General features: G+C 65.3%; 12 protein-coding genes. 7 read left to right on the top strand and 5 right to left on the bottom strand.

All coding sequences use genetic code 11. From position 1 onward, the window contains the following. Positions 1-62 precede the first annotated feature (62 nt). The 3 genes from FBX97_RS10175 to FBX97_RS10165 all read right to left on the bottom strand — a co-directional run bounded on the left by FBX97_RS10175 (position 63) and on the right by FBX97_RS10165 (position 4213). The gene (locus FBX97_RS10175) at positions 63-2336 is read right to left on the bottom strand and encodes a TonB-dependent siderophore receptor (RefSeq protein WP_255517412.1); all 2274 of its coding nucleotides are present in this window, start codon (positions 2334-2336) and stop codon (positions 63-65) included. Positions 2337-2580: 244 nt separating this feature from the next. Beyond that, positions 2581-3597, bottom strand: a complete 1017-nt coding sequence (locus tag FBX97_RS10170; RefSeq protein ID WP_255517411.1) for a LacI family DNA-binding transcriptional regulator — start codon at positions 3595-3597, stop codon at positions 2581-2583. A 7-nt stretch (positions 3598-3604) separates the two neighbouring features. Continuing rightward, the gene (locus FBX97_RS10165; protein ID WP_141831230.1) at positions 3605-4213 is read right to left on the bottom strand and encodes a glutathione S-transferase N-terminal domain-containing protein; all 609 of its coding nucleotides are present in this window, start codon (positions 4211-4213) and stop codon (positions 3605-3607) included. Between the two features lie 168 nt (positions 4214-4381). Here FBX97_RS10165 and purB point away from each other — a divergent pair, with 168 nt between their 5' ends. Next, positions 4382-5761 carry an adenylosuccinate lyase gene (gene purB, locus FBX97_RS10160; protein ID WP_141831228.1) on the top strand — a complete coding sequence of 460 codons (1380 nt, stop codon included), beginning with the start codon at positions 4382-4384 and terminating at the stop codon, positions 5759-5761. A 51-nt stretch (positions 5762-5812) separates the two neighbouring features. Here the strand turns inward: purB and FBX97_RS10155 are convergent, their stop codons facing one another. After that, positions 5813-7774 (bottom strand): TonB-dependent siderophore receptor, encoded by a 1962-nt coding sequence (locus tag FBX97_RS10155; RefSeq protein WP_141831226.1) that lies wholly within the window; start codon positions 7772-7774, stop codon positions 5813-5815. A gap of 299 nt (positions 7775-8073) precedes the next feature. On the opposite strand from FBX97_RS10155, the gene FBX97_RS10150 reads away from it, so the two are divergent. The 3 genes from FBX97_RS10150 to FBX97_RS10140 are packed head-to-tail and all read left to right on the top strand — an operon-like array spanning position 8074 to position 9780. After that, a complete protein-coding gene (locus FBX97_RS10150; RefSeq protein ID WP_141831224.1) occupies positions 8074-8610 on the top strand; it encodes a cytochrome b in 537 nt (178 codons plus the stop codon). A gap of 9 nt (positions 8611-8619) precedes the next feature. Further along, positions 8620-9171, top strand: a complete 552-nt coding sequence (locus FBX97_RS10145; protein WP_141831222.1) for a YceI family protein — start codon at positions 8620-8622, stop codon at positions 9169-9171. A 33-nt stretch (positions 9172-9204) separates the two neighbouring features. Further along, positions 9205-9780: a YceI family protein gene (locus FBX97_RS10140; RefSeq protein WP_141831220.1), complete on the top strand. Its 576-nt coding sequence runs from the start codon at positions 9205-9207 to the stop codon at positions 9778-9780. Positions 9781-9865: 85 nt separating this feature from the next. Here FBX97_RS10140 and FBX97_RS30080 read toward each other — a convergent pair whose 3' ends face one another. Next, positions 9866-11362, bottom strand: coding sequence for a hypothetical protein (locus FBX97_RS30080; protein WP_255517410.1), 1497 nt, complete (start codon positions 11360-11362; stop codon positions 9866-9868). 308 nt (positions 11363-11670) lie between these two features. Between FBX97_RS30080 and FBX97_RS10130 the strand changes: the two genes are divergently transcribed. The 3 genes from FBX97_RS10130 to FBX97_RS10120 all read left to right on the top strand — a co-directional run bounded on the left by FBX97_RS10130 (position 11671) and on the right by FBX97_RS10120 (position 15557). After that, positions 11671-11940, top strand: coding sequence for a GlsB/YeaQ/YmgE family stress response membrane protein (locus tag FBX97_RS10130; protein ID WP_020656446.1), 270 nt, complete (start codon positions 11671-11673; stop codon positions 11938-11940). Positions 11941-12011: 71 nt separating this feature from the next. Continuing rightward, on the top strand, positions 12012-13289 hold the full coding sequence (cls, locus tag FBX97_RS10125) for a cardiolipin synthase (RefSeq protein ID WP_255517409.1): 1278 nt from the start codon (positions 12012-12014) through the stop codon (positions 13287-13289). A gap of 108 nt (positions 13290-13397) precedes the next feature. Then, a complete protein-coding gene (locus FBX97_RS10120) occupies positions 13398-15557 on the top strand; it encodes a S46 family peptidase (RefSeq protein WP_141831219.1) in 2160 nt (719 codons plus the stop codon). Positions 15558-15632: the final 75 nt, after the last annotated feature.

Below are 15632 nucleotides of genomic sequence, written 5' to 3'. Positions count from 1 at the left end.
GTCTCGAAAAAATCGGTAGGGACGGACCACGCCGGCGCCGCGCGCCGGCAGGACCCGGTACATCAGAACGCGTACTTGACGCTGGCCTTCACGGCGCGGCCCGTGATCGAACGCGCGGCGTGGCCGTCGCTCTCGATCTCGGTGTAGCCGATCCGGTTGAACAGGTTGTTGGCGCTCAGCGCCAGCTGCACCTTCGGGGTCAGCTGGTAGTTGAGGAAAGCGTGCACGACGGTGTAGCCGGGCAGGACCAGGGTGTTGGCGTCGTCGCCCCAGCTCTTGCCGGTACCGACGACGGCCAGGCCGAAGCTGGCCGGACCGAGGTCGTAGCCCGGCGTCAGCTGGTAGACGGTGCGCGCCTGGCGCCGCGGCGTGTGGCCGATGACGGCTTCGCCGCCGGGTGCCGTGGCCGTGATCTCGGCGTCGGTCAGGGTCAGGCCGCCGTTGACGTGGAAGTCGCCGGCGCGCCACGCCGCTTCCAGTTCCACGCCCTTGGCCTCGTAGCTGTTGGCGGTCGACAGCTGGGTCGTGGCCTCGTAGTTGGTTTCGCGGGTGCGGGCGCGGAACAGCGTCACGAAGGTGCTCAGGCCGCCGCTGCGCCATTTCACGCCGCCTTCCAGCTGCTTGACGGTGTTGATGCTGACCGGTGCGCTGCCGTCCAGCGGCGCGCCGAACAGGATGCGGTCGGCATTGAAGGCGACGCCTTCGCTGGTGCGCGCGAACAGCGCCAGCGCGGGGGTGATGCGCCAGTTGCCGCCCACCGAATACGAGGTGTGGCCGATGTCGTAGTCGACGCGCTGCGCGGTGGCGGGCACGTAGGCCGCGGCGCCGGTGGCGATATTCGCGCTGCCGCCGGCGTGCTGGCGGTCGCGGCGCACGCTGGCGTCGAGGTTGACGGCGCCCTGCTCCCAGCCGATGTTGGCGTACGGCGAATTGGTCCTGTAGTCGACGTCGACGGCACGCGAGCAGCAGGCGCCGAAGGCCGGGCCGACGTAGCCGGGGGTCGTGCTCGCCGTGCGCAGCAGGGCCGGCTGGTCGCCGCTGGCCTGCATCAGGTACTGGTTGAAGTTCCAGGTCAGGCCCAGCTTCTGCAGCGAGCTGTACCAGCCGGCGGTCAGGTTCAGCTTGGCGCCGCCGTCGATGCGGAAGGTCTTGGTCAGGCGCGCGTCGTTGAGGGTATTGCCGGCGTCGTCGATCGAGGTATTGAAGACCACGGCATTGAATGCCCGGCCGTTGTAGGCCTGGCCGGTACGCGGCCCGGTGGCGAAGGTGTAGCTGCCGACCGTGCCGCTGTCGGCCGGGAACACGCCGATGAAGCGGCCGCTGTTGTTCGCCTTGCGGAAGCGGTCGGTCACGGTCCAGCCGTTGCCCAGGTCGAACGATCCCTCCAGGCCGAGCGCATTGCTCTTGACCGACAGCCCCTCGTTGACGTCGCTCGCGACCTGGCCGTTGCCCTTGGTCAGGGACAGGTCCTTGACCCAGTACGGCGAATAGAAGGACGCGGTGCGCGGATCGATGCCGGCGATCTCGGCGATATGGCCGTTGCTGACCGTGACCGGCACCGGCAGCGCCGTCGGGCTGCGGTCGTCGAGGTGCTTGAGCGAGACGCGCACCCAGCCGCCATCGAACTCGTGGGTGAAATTGGCGCGCAGCTGGCCGCCGCGCTCCTGCTTGACGCCGGTGTCGCGGATGCCCTCGCCATAGCGGTAGAAACCGCCGACGAAGAAGCGGTCGCGGTTCGAGACCGGTGCGCCGTAGTTGAAATCGACGCGTGTGCTGTCGTAGTCCAGACCGCGCGACAGGCCGATGCTGCCGCCCGCTTCCTTGCCGTCCCTGGCGATGAAATTGATGATGCCGCCGGGCGAGTTGGTGGCCAGGGTCGAGGCCGAGCCACCGCGCACGACCTCGACATGGTCGAGGGTGCCGTCGATCTTGACGAAGCTGTCGGGGGTGGTGAAGTTGATGTCGCCGAACTGCAGCACCGGCAGCCCGTCTTCCTGGATCTGCACGTAACGTGCGCCGCCGGCGGAGATCGGCACGCCGCGCACGGTGATGTTGGCATTGCCTTCGCCGCCCGACGATTCCGAACGCACGCCCGGGATCGCGCGCAGCACGTCGGCGGCGCTGGTCGGGGCGAGATTCTGGATCGCATCGGCTTCCAGCGTGCTGACCGAGACGCTCGATTTCATCTTGCTCGAGCCGACCGGCGTGCCGGTCACGACGATGCGCTCCATCTTCAGGCCATCGGTCGCCTGCGCAGCGGCTGGAACGGTTTCCTGGGCGTGCGCCGCACTCAGGTGCAGCAAGGCCAGCGCCACGGCGTGTGCCGTGTGCTTCATTCGAACTTCCATGTCTCCTCCGGTTTTATTGTTCGCCATTCGGCGTTATCGGCGCCGCATCGGCACGCAGCCATTATTTCCTGAAATTTAGTTAATTGCAATCGATTGCAATCGTGTTGCGAAAACGACTCACATGCCCGGCATGCAGGCGAATCGACGCCAAAGTGCAAAATTTCACCAGCAGCTTGCAAACGTTTTCAATCGAAGCGGCAACACGGGTAGCGGCGACAGCGGCGCCGGCGCTTCAGGCGCTGGTGCGGACGATCAGTTCGGTCGGCAGCAGGACCGAGGGGGCGGGTTTGCCGTCGAGGCAGGAGAGCAGCGCGTCCACCAGGGCGCGTGCGGCGACGTCGCGCGGCTGGCGCACCGTCGTCAGGGGCGGATGAAAATAGCTGGCGAGTTCGATATCGTCGTAGCCGACCACGGCCACGTCGGACGGTACCTTGCGGCCCTGCGCGCGCAGGCCGTGGATGGCGCGCATGGCAAGCAGGTCGCTGGCGGCGAACAGTCCGTCATACATGGCGCCACGGCGCGCCAGTTCCTCGACCGCCTCGCCGCCGCTCTCGGGCAGGAAGGAAGCGGCGACGTGCAGTTGCGGATCCGGTTCGAGGCCTTGCGCGGCCAGCGCGGCCGCGTAGCCGCGGTGGCGCAGCGCGACCTCGGGCAGCGTGATGTCGCCGAGGAAGGCGATACGGCGCCGGCCCTGCGCCAGCAGGCGTTCGGTCGCCAGGCGGCCGCCGGCCAGGTTGTCGCCGCCGACCGTGGTGTACAGCTGCTGCGGCAACTGGGCGCCCCACACCACGAACGGAACGCCGCGCGCGGCGATGCGGTTGAGCTCTTCGTGATGGCGGCCCTGGCCGATCAGGACCACACCGATGACACGGCCGGCGTCGAACGGCGCGGCCGCCGCGTCGACCTGGTCGGCATCGACGCGCGAGACCAGGATGTCGAAGCCCTGCTCGCTGAACGCATCGGCCAGGTTGCCCAGCATCGACAGGAAGAACGGATCGGACAGTTGCTGGCGGGTCGCCTGCTCGATCGGAATGACGACGGCCACGGTGCGGTTCTGCTGCAGCCGCAGGTTTTGCGCGCCGATGTTGATCACGTAGTTCAGCGAGCGCGCCAGGTCGAGGATGCGGTCGCGCGTCTCCTGGTTGACCAGGGGACTCTGGTTCAGCGCACGCGAGACGGTCGACGTCGACACGCCGGCCAGGCGCGCGATGTCGGCCATTTGCAAGCGCCGGGACGTCGACGTCGACATGGCGTGCTCAGCGCGGAACGGTATCCTTGAACGACGCGCGTTCGGACAGCTTGTCGAACAGGCGCGCCAGGTTCGGGTAGTCGCCGCGCCAGTCGATCTCGGGGAAGCGCAGGGACAGCCAGCCCAGCACGCAGCCGACGGCGACGTCGGCCAGCGTGTAATGGATGCCCATGCAGAACGGCTGCTCGCCCAGGTTCTCGGACATGACGCGCAGGCCGTTGCGGACCTTGCCCTGCTGGCGATCGATCCAGGCCTGGCTCTGCAGCTCGGGCGGGCGCTGGGTGCGTTCCAGGTAGGCCAGCACGGCGGCGTCGCCGACGCCGTCGGCCAGCGCTTCCCAGACCTTGACGTTGGCGCGGTCGCGGCTGTTGGCGGGCAGCAGCTTGCAGACCGGGGTCAGGGTGTCGAGGTATTCGGCGATCACGCGCGAATCGTACATGGCGCTGCCCTCTTCCATGACCAGGCAGGGCACCTTGCCGAGCGGGTTGGAGGCCGAGATCCTGGTATCGCTCGACCACACGTTTTCGAGCTCGAACACGTAGTCGAGCTTCTTCTCTGCCAACACGACGCGCACCTTGCGCACATAGGGACTGGTGACAGAACCGATGAGTTTCATAAATGCTCAGATTAGGGTAGTGGCAGACAGTATAGAGCATCGGACTTACCCCGGTCGAGCGGACGGCAACTCCTTGCAACGCCTGCCAAAATGCGACTTGACAAACGCGGGCCGGTGGTAAAATCGCGGTCTTTGCCATCTAAGCGCCGCCTCGGGCGCCTGCCTGCCATGACCACTACCCCACCCTACTCCACCCTGTCGGCCCTGTCCCCGCTGGACGGCCGCTATGCCGCCAAGACCGACAAGCTGCGCCCGATCCTGTCGGAGGCCGGCTTCATGCACCACCGCGTGAAGGTGGAGATCGCCTGGCTGCAGGCGCTGGCCCAGGCCGGCTTCGCCGAACTGAAGCCGTTCTCGCCCGAAGCAATCGCGCTGCTGGACAAGCTGGCCGCCGGGTTCTCGGAAGCCGACGCCGCCCGCATCAAGGAAATCGAAGCGGTCACCAACCACGACGTCAAGGCGGTCGAGTACTGGCTGAAGGAACAGGTCAAGGATGTGCCGGAACTGGTCGCGGCCAGCGAATTCATCCACTTCGCCTGCACCTCGGAAGACATCAACAACACCTCGCACGGCATGATGCTGAAGGCGGCGCGCGACGGCGTGATCCTGCCGTCGCTGCAAGCGGTGATCGCCAAGCTGACCGAGATCGCGCACGCCAACGCCGACCTGCCGATGCTGTCGCGCACTCACGGTCAGACCGCCAGCCCGACCACCCTCGGCAAGGAATTCGCCAACGTGGTCGCGCGCCTGCAGCGCGCCGTCAAGCGCATCGCCGACGTCGAGATCCTCGGCAAGATGAACGGTGCGGTCGGCAACTACAACGCCCACCTGTCCGCGTATCCGTCGTTCGACTGGCCGGCCTTCTCGAAGAATGTGATCGAGCAGCGCCTCGGCCTCACCTTCAATCCGTACACCATCCAGATCGAACCGCACGACTACATGGCCGAGCTGTTCGACGCGATTTCCCGCACCAACACCATCCTGCTCGACCTGAACCGCGACATCTGGACCTACGTCTCGCTGGGCTACTTCAAGCAGAAGCTGAAGGCCGGCGAAATCGGCTCGTCGACCATGCCGCACAAGGTCAACCCGATCGACTTCGAGAACTCGGAAGGCAACCTGGGCCTGGCCAATTCGGTGCTGCGCCACATGGCCGACAAGCTGCCGGTGTCGCGCATGCAGCGCGACCTGACCGACTCCACGGTCCTGCGCAACATCGGCGTCGGCTTCGGCTACGCGCTGCTGGCCTACGACAGCTGCTTGCGCGGCCTGAACAAGCTGGAAGTGAACCCGCAGCGCCTGGCGGCCGACCTGGACGCCAACTGGGAAGTGCTGGCCGAGCCGGTGCAGACCGTGATGCGCCGCTACGGCATCGAGAACCCCTACGAACAGCTGAAGGAACTCACGCGCGGCAAGGGCATCACCCGCGAAGCGCTGCAGGAGTTCATTGGCGGTCTGGCGGTGCCGCAGGAAGCCAAGGAACTGATGCTGGGAATGACGCCGGCGAACTACATCGGCCTGGCGGCGCAGCTGGCTAAAGCAATCTAAGCGTTAAATCAAGCACGTCGCCCCTGCGCAGGCAGGGGCGACGGTTTACCCCTACCTCTGCCACACCAGCCGCACCCCCACGGTCCGCGGCACCTCCGTCCTGATCGGCACCGACCCATACTCGGCATGCCCGCCATTCAGGTTGGTCCCGATCACCGACATTTCTACCCCCGGCGCAATCCGCCAGCCGAAGCGCGCGTCGAGCGCGGTATAGGCATCGACCGCCGGCCGGGTCGCGCCGACGTGGCGCAGCGCCACTTCCAGCTCGCGCGCGGCGTCGATGGTCCAGCTCGAGCGCAGCTGCGCCGTATAGGCCGGATCGAAGCCGGCGGCCAGCGTGCTGACCGTGTCGCGGCTGCCCGGCTTCAGGCTGAATGCCTCGTGCAGCGCGGTGGCGCCCGCCGACAGGCGCCAGCTGTCGCCGAGCTGCAGGCTGCCCCAGGCTTCGATGCCGTGCGAGTGCCCCTGCATGCCGTTGCCGAACATGATCTGGCTGCCGTCTGCCGACACCTCCTGCGTGCGCAGGTGGTCATACAGGTTGCGGAAGGCAGTCACCGACCACGACATGGCCTGCCCGGCCTGGCCGCGGTAGCCGAGCTCGAACACGCGCGCGACTTCGGCGCGTATCTGGCTGGCGCCGGCCAGCAGGTAGGGCGGTGCGCCGGGAACGTAGGTGTCGGCGTCCAGGCGCGACGGCGCGCGCACGGTGCGCGAGGCGCCGGCCCACAACGAATGCAGCGGCGTCGCATGCCAGGACAGGCGCAGCGTCGGCAGGAACTCGGCGCCGGTGTAGGGGTTGCGCTCGTAGCGCGCACCTGCGGTCAGGCGCAGGTCCTGGCGCAGCGCGATCTCGTCCTGGGCGAACAGGCTGGCCCAGGCCTGGCGGTCCTCGGCCGGCAAAAAGGCGACGAAGCGGGTGTTGTCGACATGGTCGCGGTCGTAGCGGTATTCCCCGCCCCAGACGATCGTGTGCGCGCCGAGCGGCGCCAGCGCATGCTGGAACTGGATGTCGGCGATGTCGACCGAGTCGGTGAAGGTCGGCCGCACCTTGCGGTAACGGGTGTCGTAATACGCCTGCACGGCCACGCTGGCGCCGTCGTCGAGCGCGCGTTCCCAGCGTCCGCTCAGGTTGGCGCCGTGGGTGTCGATGTCGCCCAGGCCCATCCCCGCCCCGGGCGCCGCGATCACGCCGGGCGCCGGCTGGCCCTGGCGCCCGCGCCAGGCGTTGGCGATCACGTCCCAGCGGTCGGCACCGCGGCGCCAGTCGGCGCGCAGGCCGACCTGGCCCTGGGTCCAGTCGTCGTCGAGCGGCCCGCCGGCGGCCAGTTCGCCGTGGCCGATGCCGAACACCTTGCCGTAGACGCGCCAGTTGCGCGGGCCGCTGCCGCTGTCGCTGCCACCGCCGTGGCGGAAGGCCAGCTGCGCGCCGTCCTCGTCCGTGCGCAGCATAGCCAGCTCGCCGCGGGTATCGCGTGCGGCGCGGGTGGTGATGTTGATCACGCCGTTGACCGCATTCACGCCCCACAGGGTGCCGCCCGGACCGCTGATGACCTCGATACGCTCGACGTCTTCCAGCATCACGTCCGGCTCGTCCCAGAACACCCCCGAGAACAGCGGCGAATACACCGAGCGGCCGTCGATCATGACCAGCAGCTTGTTGGCCGGACTGTTGCCGGTGCCGTTCATGCCGCGCGCCGAAATGAAGTAGTTGGCATTGCTGCTGCGCGCCACCTGCAGGTTGGGCGCCAGGCGCAATACCTCGGGCAGGCTGCGCGCGCCCGAGCGGCGGATGTCGTCGGCCGTGATCAGGAACACCGAGGCCGGCGCATCCTGAAGGCGTTCGGGACGGCGCGATACCGAGGTGATGTCGATGTTCGCCAGTTCCTCGATCGAGAGGTCGGCGAAGTCGGCGGGCGAGCGCGGTTTGCCGTCGTCATCGGCGGTCTGGGCGTGCGCAGGGAGCAGCACGAGTGCCGCCAGGGCGATGGTGAGCGATGGGACAAGCCTGCTCATGCGTAATCAATCGAAACTATCATACTTACAATTATCTTTTATAAATTTGATGCGTCAACATTTTACCTTCCTCAGCCCGGTTTCTTTAGCATAAATGCAACACATCGTGAAGAAATGAAATTCAAGCACACGATGTGGCAGCGATTGTCCCGCTGACTGAACAATGTTATCCGTTCATCTGTCTTCCAAGCAAAAGATGGAACGGTTACAGTCTCGCTATCCGCAATGAGTCAGCACAGCAATATTGTTTGATAAGATCTGTGCCGATGCGTATTGACGACCATTCACCGGGGCCCATCATGCAGCGCTACACCACGACCGCTATTGCGCTCCACTGGCTGATCGCCGTACTGATCGTCGGCGCGTTCACGCTGGGCCTGGTCATGACCGACATCCCCGGTCTTACCCCGACCAAGCTGCGCTATTATTCCTGGCACAAATGGGCGGGCGTGAGCGTGATGCTGCTGGCCGTGCTGCGCCTGTTGTGGCGCCTGCGGCACCGTCCGCCGGCGTTGCCGGCGTCGATGCCGGCCTGGCAGCGGGGCGCGGCGCATGGCCTGCACCACCTGCTGTACGTGTTCATTTTTGCCGTGCCGCTGTCCGGCTATTTTTATTCGCTGGCGGCCGGCGTCCCGGTCGTCTGGTTCGGCCTGGTCAAGCTGCCGGTATTCATCGCCAAGGACCCGGCGCTGGCCGCGACGCTGAAGGGCGTCCACTACTGGCTCAACATGGCGATGGCCGCGCTGGTCGCCCTGCACGTGCTGGCCGCGCTGAAGCATGCCGTCGTCGACCGCGACGGCACCCTGCGCCGCATGCTGCCCGGCCGTTCAACCTGAGGAGACACCATGACACTTCGCGCCACCCTTGCCGCCGTATTTGCCGTGACCACGCTGGCGGCCGCCGCCGCTCCCCTGAAAACCGACGTCGCACGCAGCAGCGTCTCGGCCGTATTCAAGCAGATGGATGCGGCGGTCGAGTCGAAGTTCACCCGTTTCAATGCCCAGATCGATTACGATGCCGCGCACCCGGACAAGGCGAGCGCGCGGGTCGACATCGATACCGCCAGCCTCGACATCGGCTCGCCCGAGTACAACAAGGAAATCGCCAAGAAAGAGTGGTTCAATTCGGCCCAGTTCCCGAAAGCCAGCTTCGTGTCGACGGCCATCAAACCGGCCGCCGCGGGCAAGCTCAACGTCAGCGGCAAGCTGACCATCAAGGGCCGCACCCAGGACGTCAGTTTCCCGCTCAGCGTGAAACCGGAAGGCGGCAGGCAGGTCTTCGAAGGCCAACTGCCGATCAAGCGCCTCGCCTTCAATATCGGCGAAGGCGAATGGAAGGACACCGGCATCGTCGCCGATGAAGTCGTGATCAAGTTCCGCGTCGCCGCGGCGCAGTAAACGTAGTATCCATTCAAACCAAGAGGAAAACACATGAAAATCAAGCACATCGCCCTGGCCCTGCTGGCCGCCGCCAGCACCACCGCCGCCTTCGCCGCCGCCGACACCTACAAAGTCGACCCGACCCACACCTACCCGAGCTTCGAAGCCGACCACTTCGGTGGCCTGTCGGTCTGGCGCGGCAAGTTCAACAAGACCGAAGGCAACATCGTCTACGACAAGGCTGCCAAGACCGGCACCATCGACATCACCATCGACACCAACAGCATCGACTTCGGCAACGACGCGCTGAACGCGCACGCCAAGAAGGACGAACTGTTCGACACCACCAAGTTCCCGACCGCGACCTACAAGGGCAAGCTGGTGTTCAAGGGCGACGCCCCGGCCACCGTCGACGGCCAGCTGACGCTGCACGGCGTGACCAAGCCGGTCACCCTGACCGTCAACAAGTTCAAGTGCATGATCAACCCGATGACCAAGAAGGAAGTCTGCGGCGCCGACGCCTCGGGCAGCTTCAAGCGCAGCGATTTCGGCGTGAGCTACGGCGAAGCCTACGGCTTCAACATGGACGTCAAGCTGGCGATCCAGGTGGAAGCGGTCAAGCAGTAATCGTCCGCGCGTTGCGTGCACAAAAAAGCCCTGGGGCCTTGCGGCCCCGGGGCTTTTTTTCTTACCTTATTGCGTCAGGCATCAATCAGATGCCGTTGTGGTTGGAATCACCCGGAATCGCGCGCTCGACCTTTTCCCAGGCCGCGCGGCTGGCCGACTTGGCTTGCGGCCAGGTCAGACGCGAGTTGCCCTTGACGCGATCCCACTCGTCGGCGAAGTGCGGCTCGGCCGTGTCGTAGTTGGGGAAGCGGCGCGCATTGTTGTAGCCCAGTGCATAGGCCGGCGCGTAGTCGTCGTAGGTGTAGCCCGGGGTGTAGCCGGACGCGGTCTGGTAGTTGTTGCGCCAGTAGGCGTCTTCCTCGGTCGGGTTGACCAGGTGGCCTGCACCCTTGCCCAGCAAGCCGCCGGCAACGCCGCCGATGGCTGCGCCGGCTGCCATGCCGATCGGGCCGCCCACTGCGCCCAGGGCCGCGCCGGCTGCAGCGCCGCCGCCGGTGCCGACGCCGCCGGCCAGGTTGTGCTCATGCAGCTCGTCGCCCGCTTTCGGGTTCACGACTTCGCCCGCGCCCTTGCCGGCCATGCTGCCGGCGATGCCGCCTGCAACCGCACCGGCCACGGCGCCGATCGGGCCGCCTGCGGCGCCGATCGAGGCACCCGCGATGGCGCCGGCACCGGCACCGGTACCCTGGGCCAGGTTGTGTTCATTCAGACGGTCGTCCGACTTCGGGTTCACGACTTCGCCCGCACCGCGGCCGGCTGCGCCGCCGGCCAGGCCGCCGATCGCGGCACCCGCTGCCATGCCGATCGGGCCGCCGATCGCACCGGCTGCCGCACCCATGGCCGCGCCGGCGCCTGCGCCGACGCCTTTGGCCAGGTGGTGTTCACCCAGGTCGTCGCCCGATTTCGGGTTCACGACTTCACCGGCACCCTTGCCGGCAATACCGCCGGCGATGCCGCCGATGGCTGCACCGGCCACGGTGCCGATCGGACCGGCAGCCGAGCCGATCGCTGCGCCGGTGGCGGCGCCTGCCAGCGCGCCGACGCCGGTGCCGATCACGTGCGAACCGCCGTTGTCGGTGAACGAACGCTGGATGTGCTCGACGTCGTCATCCGAGCGCGGGGTCACGCCCATCAGGATGCCGCCCTGGTTGATGCCTTCTTCATAGTGCTTGACGCGTTCTTCCGGGATGCCGGCGCCGATCAGCGCGCCGATCAGGCCACCGGTGATGCCGCCGGCGCCGGCGCCGGCCAGGGCCGCTGCCAGCGGACCGGCGACGACCAGGCCCGCACCCGGGATCACCAGGCTGGTGCCGATTGCAGCCACGCCGGCCAGCACGGCGCCGATGGTGCCGCCGATACCGGCACCGGCAGCGGCGCCTTCGGCGGCCTTGCTGCCCAGTTCGGTTTCGGTGTCATTGAAGTGGGTTTGGCGCGTGGTATCCGACATCATCAGGTTGACGTCGTCCTTGCCGTAGCCGCGGGAAGACAGCGAGCTGTAGGCGCGTTCTGCGCTGGCGCGGTCGGGGAACAGGCCGGTAACCATGCGGTTCTGTTTTTGGTCGTTGGTATCGAACATGCTCATGATGAGTCCTTTCAAAGGTCAGTGTGCTTGAGTGCACGCCAGGTATGACTACTTGTGTGGTGTTGCGAAGTGGAGCCACGATATTCCTGCACAGCTGTAGCGTTCTGTTCGTTCACGCACTCTATTTAGACATTCCGGTATTCGGCCTGGCAGGCTTTAAAGAAAGGCGTTTAAGAACGCACATCCGGTTTGCGCGTCTAACGTTCGTTGCCGCACCGACCTCGTGGTGTTCCCATCATTAGACTTTGTTCATGGCCTCGGCAATCAATTGGCCTGAAGTATGTTTTCCACTTTGAGGAGGAATCGTCATGTTGTTCATTATCTGGATCGTCGTGGGTGGTATTCTCGGCTGGCTCGCCAGCATGGTCATGAAAACGGACGCTGAACAAGGCATGATTCTTAATGTCGTGGTCGGTATCGTCGGCGCCTTCCTGGGCGGCTGGCTGCTTTCGCCGCTGTTCGGCTCGGGCACCATCAATTCCGATGACTTCAGCGTGTCCTCGCTGCTGGTCTCGTTCCTGGGCGCAGTCATCCTGCTGGCCATCGTGAACCTGCTGCGTCGCGGCCGCGTTCGCTAATCCTATGCAGCACCCCTGAAAACCAACGCTCACCCAGCGTTGGTTTTTTTACGTCTACACCCAAAATATTTATGCGCGTCAAGAGACCCATCGTATCCCTGATTTCCATCGTGGCCACCCTCGTCGCGGGCCTGCTCGTGCTGAATTTCATGCCGAGCGAAAAGAAGATCGATACCCAGCTGACGCGCCAGTACGACACCAACGATCCCCAGTTCCGGCGCTCGCTCGGCGTGCTGCTGGGACCGCCCATCATCGAGGGCAACAAGGCCGAAGTACTGCTCAACGGCGACCAGATCTTCCCGTCCATGCTGAAGGCGATCCGCGAAGCCCAGCACTCGATCAATTTCGAAACCTATATCTACTGGTCCGGCAGCATCGGCAAGGAATTCACCGATGCCCTGGCCGAACGCGCGCGCGCCGGCGTCAAAGTACACGTACTGCTCGACTGGATCGGCAGCATCAAGATCGACGACGCCTCGATGGAAGAAATGCGCAAGGCCGGCGTGGAACTGCACCGTTACCACAAGCCGGTCTGGTGGAAGCTGACGCGCCTGAACAACCGCACCCACCGCAAGCTCTTGATCACCGACGGCCGCGTCGGCTTTACCGGCGGCGTCGGTATCGCCGACAAATGGCGCGGCAACGGCCAGGACGAAGATCACTGGCGTGACACCCATTTCCGTGTGGAAGGCCCAGTCGTCGGGCAAATGCAGGCCGTGTTCGGCGACAACTGGACCAAGGCCACCGGCGTCGTGCTCGACGGCCCGGATTACTACCCGGCGCTGCCGCCGCAGGGTTCGATGGCGGCCCAGATGTTCTCCAGCTCGCCCACCGGCGGCAGCGAAAGCATGCACCTGATGTACCTGATGGCGATCACCGCCGCGCGCCACACGATCCACCTGTCGAATGCCTATTTCGTGCCGGACGACCTGACCGTGCAGGCGCTGGTCGCCGCCGCCAGGCGCGGGGTCGAGGTGCGCATCATCACGCCCGGAAAAATCATCGATTCCGACGTCGTACGCGCCGCCTCGCGCGAGCGCTGGGGCGACCTGTTGAAGGCCGGCATCAAGATTGCCGAGTACCAGCCGACCATGTATCACGTGAAATCGCTGACCGTCGATTCGCTGCTGGTGTCGGTCGGCTCGACCAACTTCGACAACCGTTCGTTCAGCCTGAACGACGAGGCCAACCTGAACGTGCTCGACCCCGACTTCGCCAAGCAGCAGGAAGCCGTGTTCGACGACGACTGGAAGCGCGCGCGCCCGGTCACGCTGCAGCAATGGGAGAACCGTCCGTGGACCGACAAGCTGTCCGGCGAAATCGCCGCGCTGGTCGGCGCGCAGCTGTAAGCCCGTAAAAATCACGAAAAGTAACGGTTGACGTTCGTCCATCGCTTTATGGATACTGTGGCGGCTCTTTCCGAGCCAAAAGATCACATCCCATAAGACACGGACGCCATGAAAAAATCGCTTCTTTCGCTCGCCATCCTCACCAGCTTCGCCGCACAAGCGGACGAAGGCATGTGGATGCCGCAGCAGCTGCCACAAGTAGCCAAGCAACTCAAAGCCGCCGGCCTGAAACTCGATCCGGCGAGCCTGACCAAACTGACCGAATTCCCGATGGGCGCGGTGGTGAGCCTGGGCGGCTGCTCGGCGTCCTTCGTCTCGCCGCAAGGCCTGGTCATCACCAACCACCACTGCGTGTACAACAGCGTCGCCGTCAACTCGACGCCGCAGCGCGACCTGCTGGCGGGCGGCTTCCTGGCCAAGACCCTGGCCGAAGAACTGCCGGCCGCGCCGGGCAGCCGCATCTTCGTGACCGAGGCGGTCGAGAACGTCAGCAACCGGATCGTCACCGCGGACGTGGCGAAACTGACGGGCAAGGCGCGCGTGGAAGCGATGGAAAAGAACCAGAAGGCGCTGGTGGCCGAGTGCGAGAAGGACGCCGGCTACCGCTGCACCGTGGCCAGCTTCTACGGCGGCCTCGAGTTCTACCGCATCAAGCAGCTGGAAATCCGCGACGTGCGCCTGGTGCACGCGCCGCCGTCCGGCGTCGGTAAATTCGGCGGCGACACCGACAACTGGATGTGGCCGCGCCACACCGGCGACTACGGCTTTTATCGCGCCTACGTGAGCCGCGACGGCAAGGCCGCCGATTTCTCGAAGGACAACGTCCCCTACCAGCCGAAGCACGTGCTGAAGATCGCTAGGGAAGGCGTCAAGGAAGGCGACTTCATCATGGCGCTGGGCTACCCGGGCCGCACCAACCGCCACCGCCTGCCGTCGGAAGTCGCGTTCACCTTCGACTGGAACTACCCGGCCTTCGTGAAAGCCTCGGGCGAGACCCTGGCCGTGATCGACCGCGAGACCAAAAACGACGCCGCCGCCCGGCTGAAATACGCGGGCCAGATCGCCAGCGTCAACAATTACTACAAAAACCGCAAGGGCATGATCGCCAGCTACGAAGGCAGCGACATCCTGGCGCGCAAGACCGCCGAGCACAATGCGCTGAAAGCCTGGGTCAATGGCAACGCCGCGCGCAAGGCCGAATTCGGCGCCGACATCGACGCCGTCGAAAAGCTGATCGCCGAGCGCGATGCCGCTACCAAGCGCGACTTCTTCCTGAGCTACTCGACCCCGCGCTTCCTGAACTCGGCACGCACGCTGTACCGCCTGGCCAACGAGCGCACCAAGCCGGATGTCGAGCGCAAGTCGGGCTACCAGGAGCGCGACCTGCCGCGCCTGAACGCCGCCGTCACCGGCCAGGACCGGACCTACGTCGAAGCCGTCGACAAGGCGCTGGTGCTGAACTTCCTCAAACAATACAGCGCCCAGCCGGCAAGCGAGCACAACGTCGCATTCGACAACGCGCTCGGCATCAAGCCGGGCATGGATGAGGCCGCACTGAAGGCCGCGCTGGACAGGATCTACGCCGGTTCCCAGCTGCAGAACAAGGACGTCCGTACCGCGTGGCTGGGCAAGTCGCCGGCGGAGTTCCAGGCCAGCAACGACAGCTTCATCAAGGCGGCCGTCGCCCTGTACGACGCCGACCGCAAGGAAGAAGCGCAAGAGGAAGAGCTCGGCGGTAATATCCAGAAAGCCTATGCAAGCTACATGAAGGCGAAAATTGCCTACATGAACAGCAAAGGCCAGGCCGTCTACCCGGACGCCAACTCGACCCTGCGCGTCACCTTCGGCAACATCAAGGGCCGCGACTACGGCGCCGACGGCACCGGTTCCTGGACCGCGTTCACCACCGTCAAAGGCGTGGTCGCCAAGCACACCGGCGAAGGCGAATTCAACGCGCCGGAAAAGCAGCTGGCGGCGATTCGCGCCAGGGACTTCGGCCGCTACGCCGATCCCAAACTGAAGACCGTGCCGGTCGACTACCTGGCGACACTGGACATTACCGGCGGCAACTCAGGTTCGGCGGCGCTGAACGCGAAGGGCGAACTGATCGGCCTGGCCTTCGACGGCACCCTGGATTCGATCATTTCGGACTGGGATTTCAACAAGGCGGCCACGCGCGATATCCAGGTCGATATCCGCTATATCCTGTGGAACATGGAGAAGGTCGACCATGCCGATAACCTGCTGAAGGAAATGCATGCGCTGTAATTGAACACTTTCGTTGTATGATCGAAAAAGCCACGTCCGCAAGGACGTGGCTTTTTTCCATTAAGCCGCTGTGCC

Origin of the sequence: Herbaspirillum sp. SJZ107 (assembly GCF_006715485.1) — a bacterium.
Taxonomy (GTDB): Bacteria; Pseudomonadota; Gammaproteobacteria; order Burkholderiales; family Burkholderiaceae_D; genus Telluria.
This window is presented reverse-complemented; position numbering and strand designations above follow the sequence as displayed.

What these genes read in the sequence shown, in the direction of transcription:
- purB (WP_141831228.1), top strand. Translation starts at nt 4,382, where the DNA reads ATGACCACTACCCCACCCTACTCCACCCTGTCGGCCCTGTCCCCGCTG.
- FBX97_RS10175 (WP_255517412.1), bottom strand. Translation starts at nt 2,336, where the DNA reads ATGAAGCACACGGCACACGCCGTGGCGCTGGCCTTGCTGCACCTGAGT.
- FBX97_RS10165 (WP_141831230.1), bottom strand. Translation starts at nt 4,213, where the DNA reads ATGAAACTCATCGGTTCTGTCACCAGTCCCTATGTGCGCAAGGTGCGC.
- FBX97_RS10155 (WP_141831226.1), bottom strand. Translation starts at nt 7,774, where the DNA reads ATGAGCAGGCTTGTCCCATCGCTCACCATCGCCCTGGCGGCACTCGTG.
- FBX97_RS10130 (WP_020656446.1), top strand. Translation starts at nt 11,671, where the DNA reads ATGTTGTTCATTATCTGGATCGTCGTGGGTGGTATTCTCGGCTGGCTC.
- FBX97_RS10140 (WP_141831220.1), top strand. Translation starts at nt 9,205, where the DNA reads ATGAAAATCAAGCACATCGCCCTGGCCCTGCTGGCCGCCGCCAGCACC.
- FBX97_RS10170 (WP_255517411.1), bottom strand. Translation starts at nt 3,597, where the DNA reads ATGTCGACGTCGACGTCCCGGCGCTTGCAAATGGCCGACATCGCGCGC.
- FBX97_RS30080 (WP_255517410.1), bottom strand. Translation starts at nt 11,362, where the DNA reads ATGAGCATGTTCGATACCAACGACCAAAAACAGAACCGCATGGTTACC.
- FBX97_RS10145 (WP_141831222.1), top strand. Translation starts at nt 8,620, where the DNA reads ATGACACTTCGCGCCACCCTTGCCGCCGTATTTGCCGTGACCACGCTG.
- FBX97_RS10120 (WP_141831219.1), top strand. Translation starts at nt 13,398, where the DNA reads ATGAAAAAATCGCTTCTTTCGCTCGCCATCCTCACCAGCTTCGCCGCA.
- cls (WP_255517409.1), top strand. Translation starts at nt 12,012, where the DNA reads ATGCGCGTCAAGAGACCCATCGTATCCCTGATTTCCATCGTGGCCACC.
- FBX97_RS10150 (WP_141831224.1), top strand. Translation starts at nt 8,074, where the DNA reads ATGCAGCGCTACACCACGACCGCTATTGCGCTCCACTGGCTGATCGCC.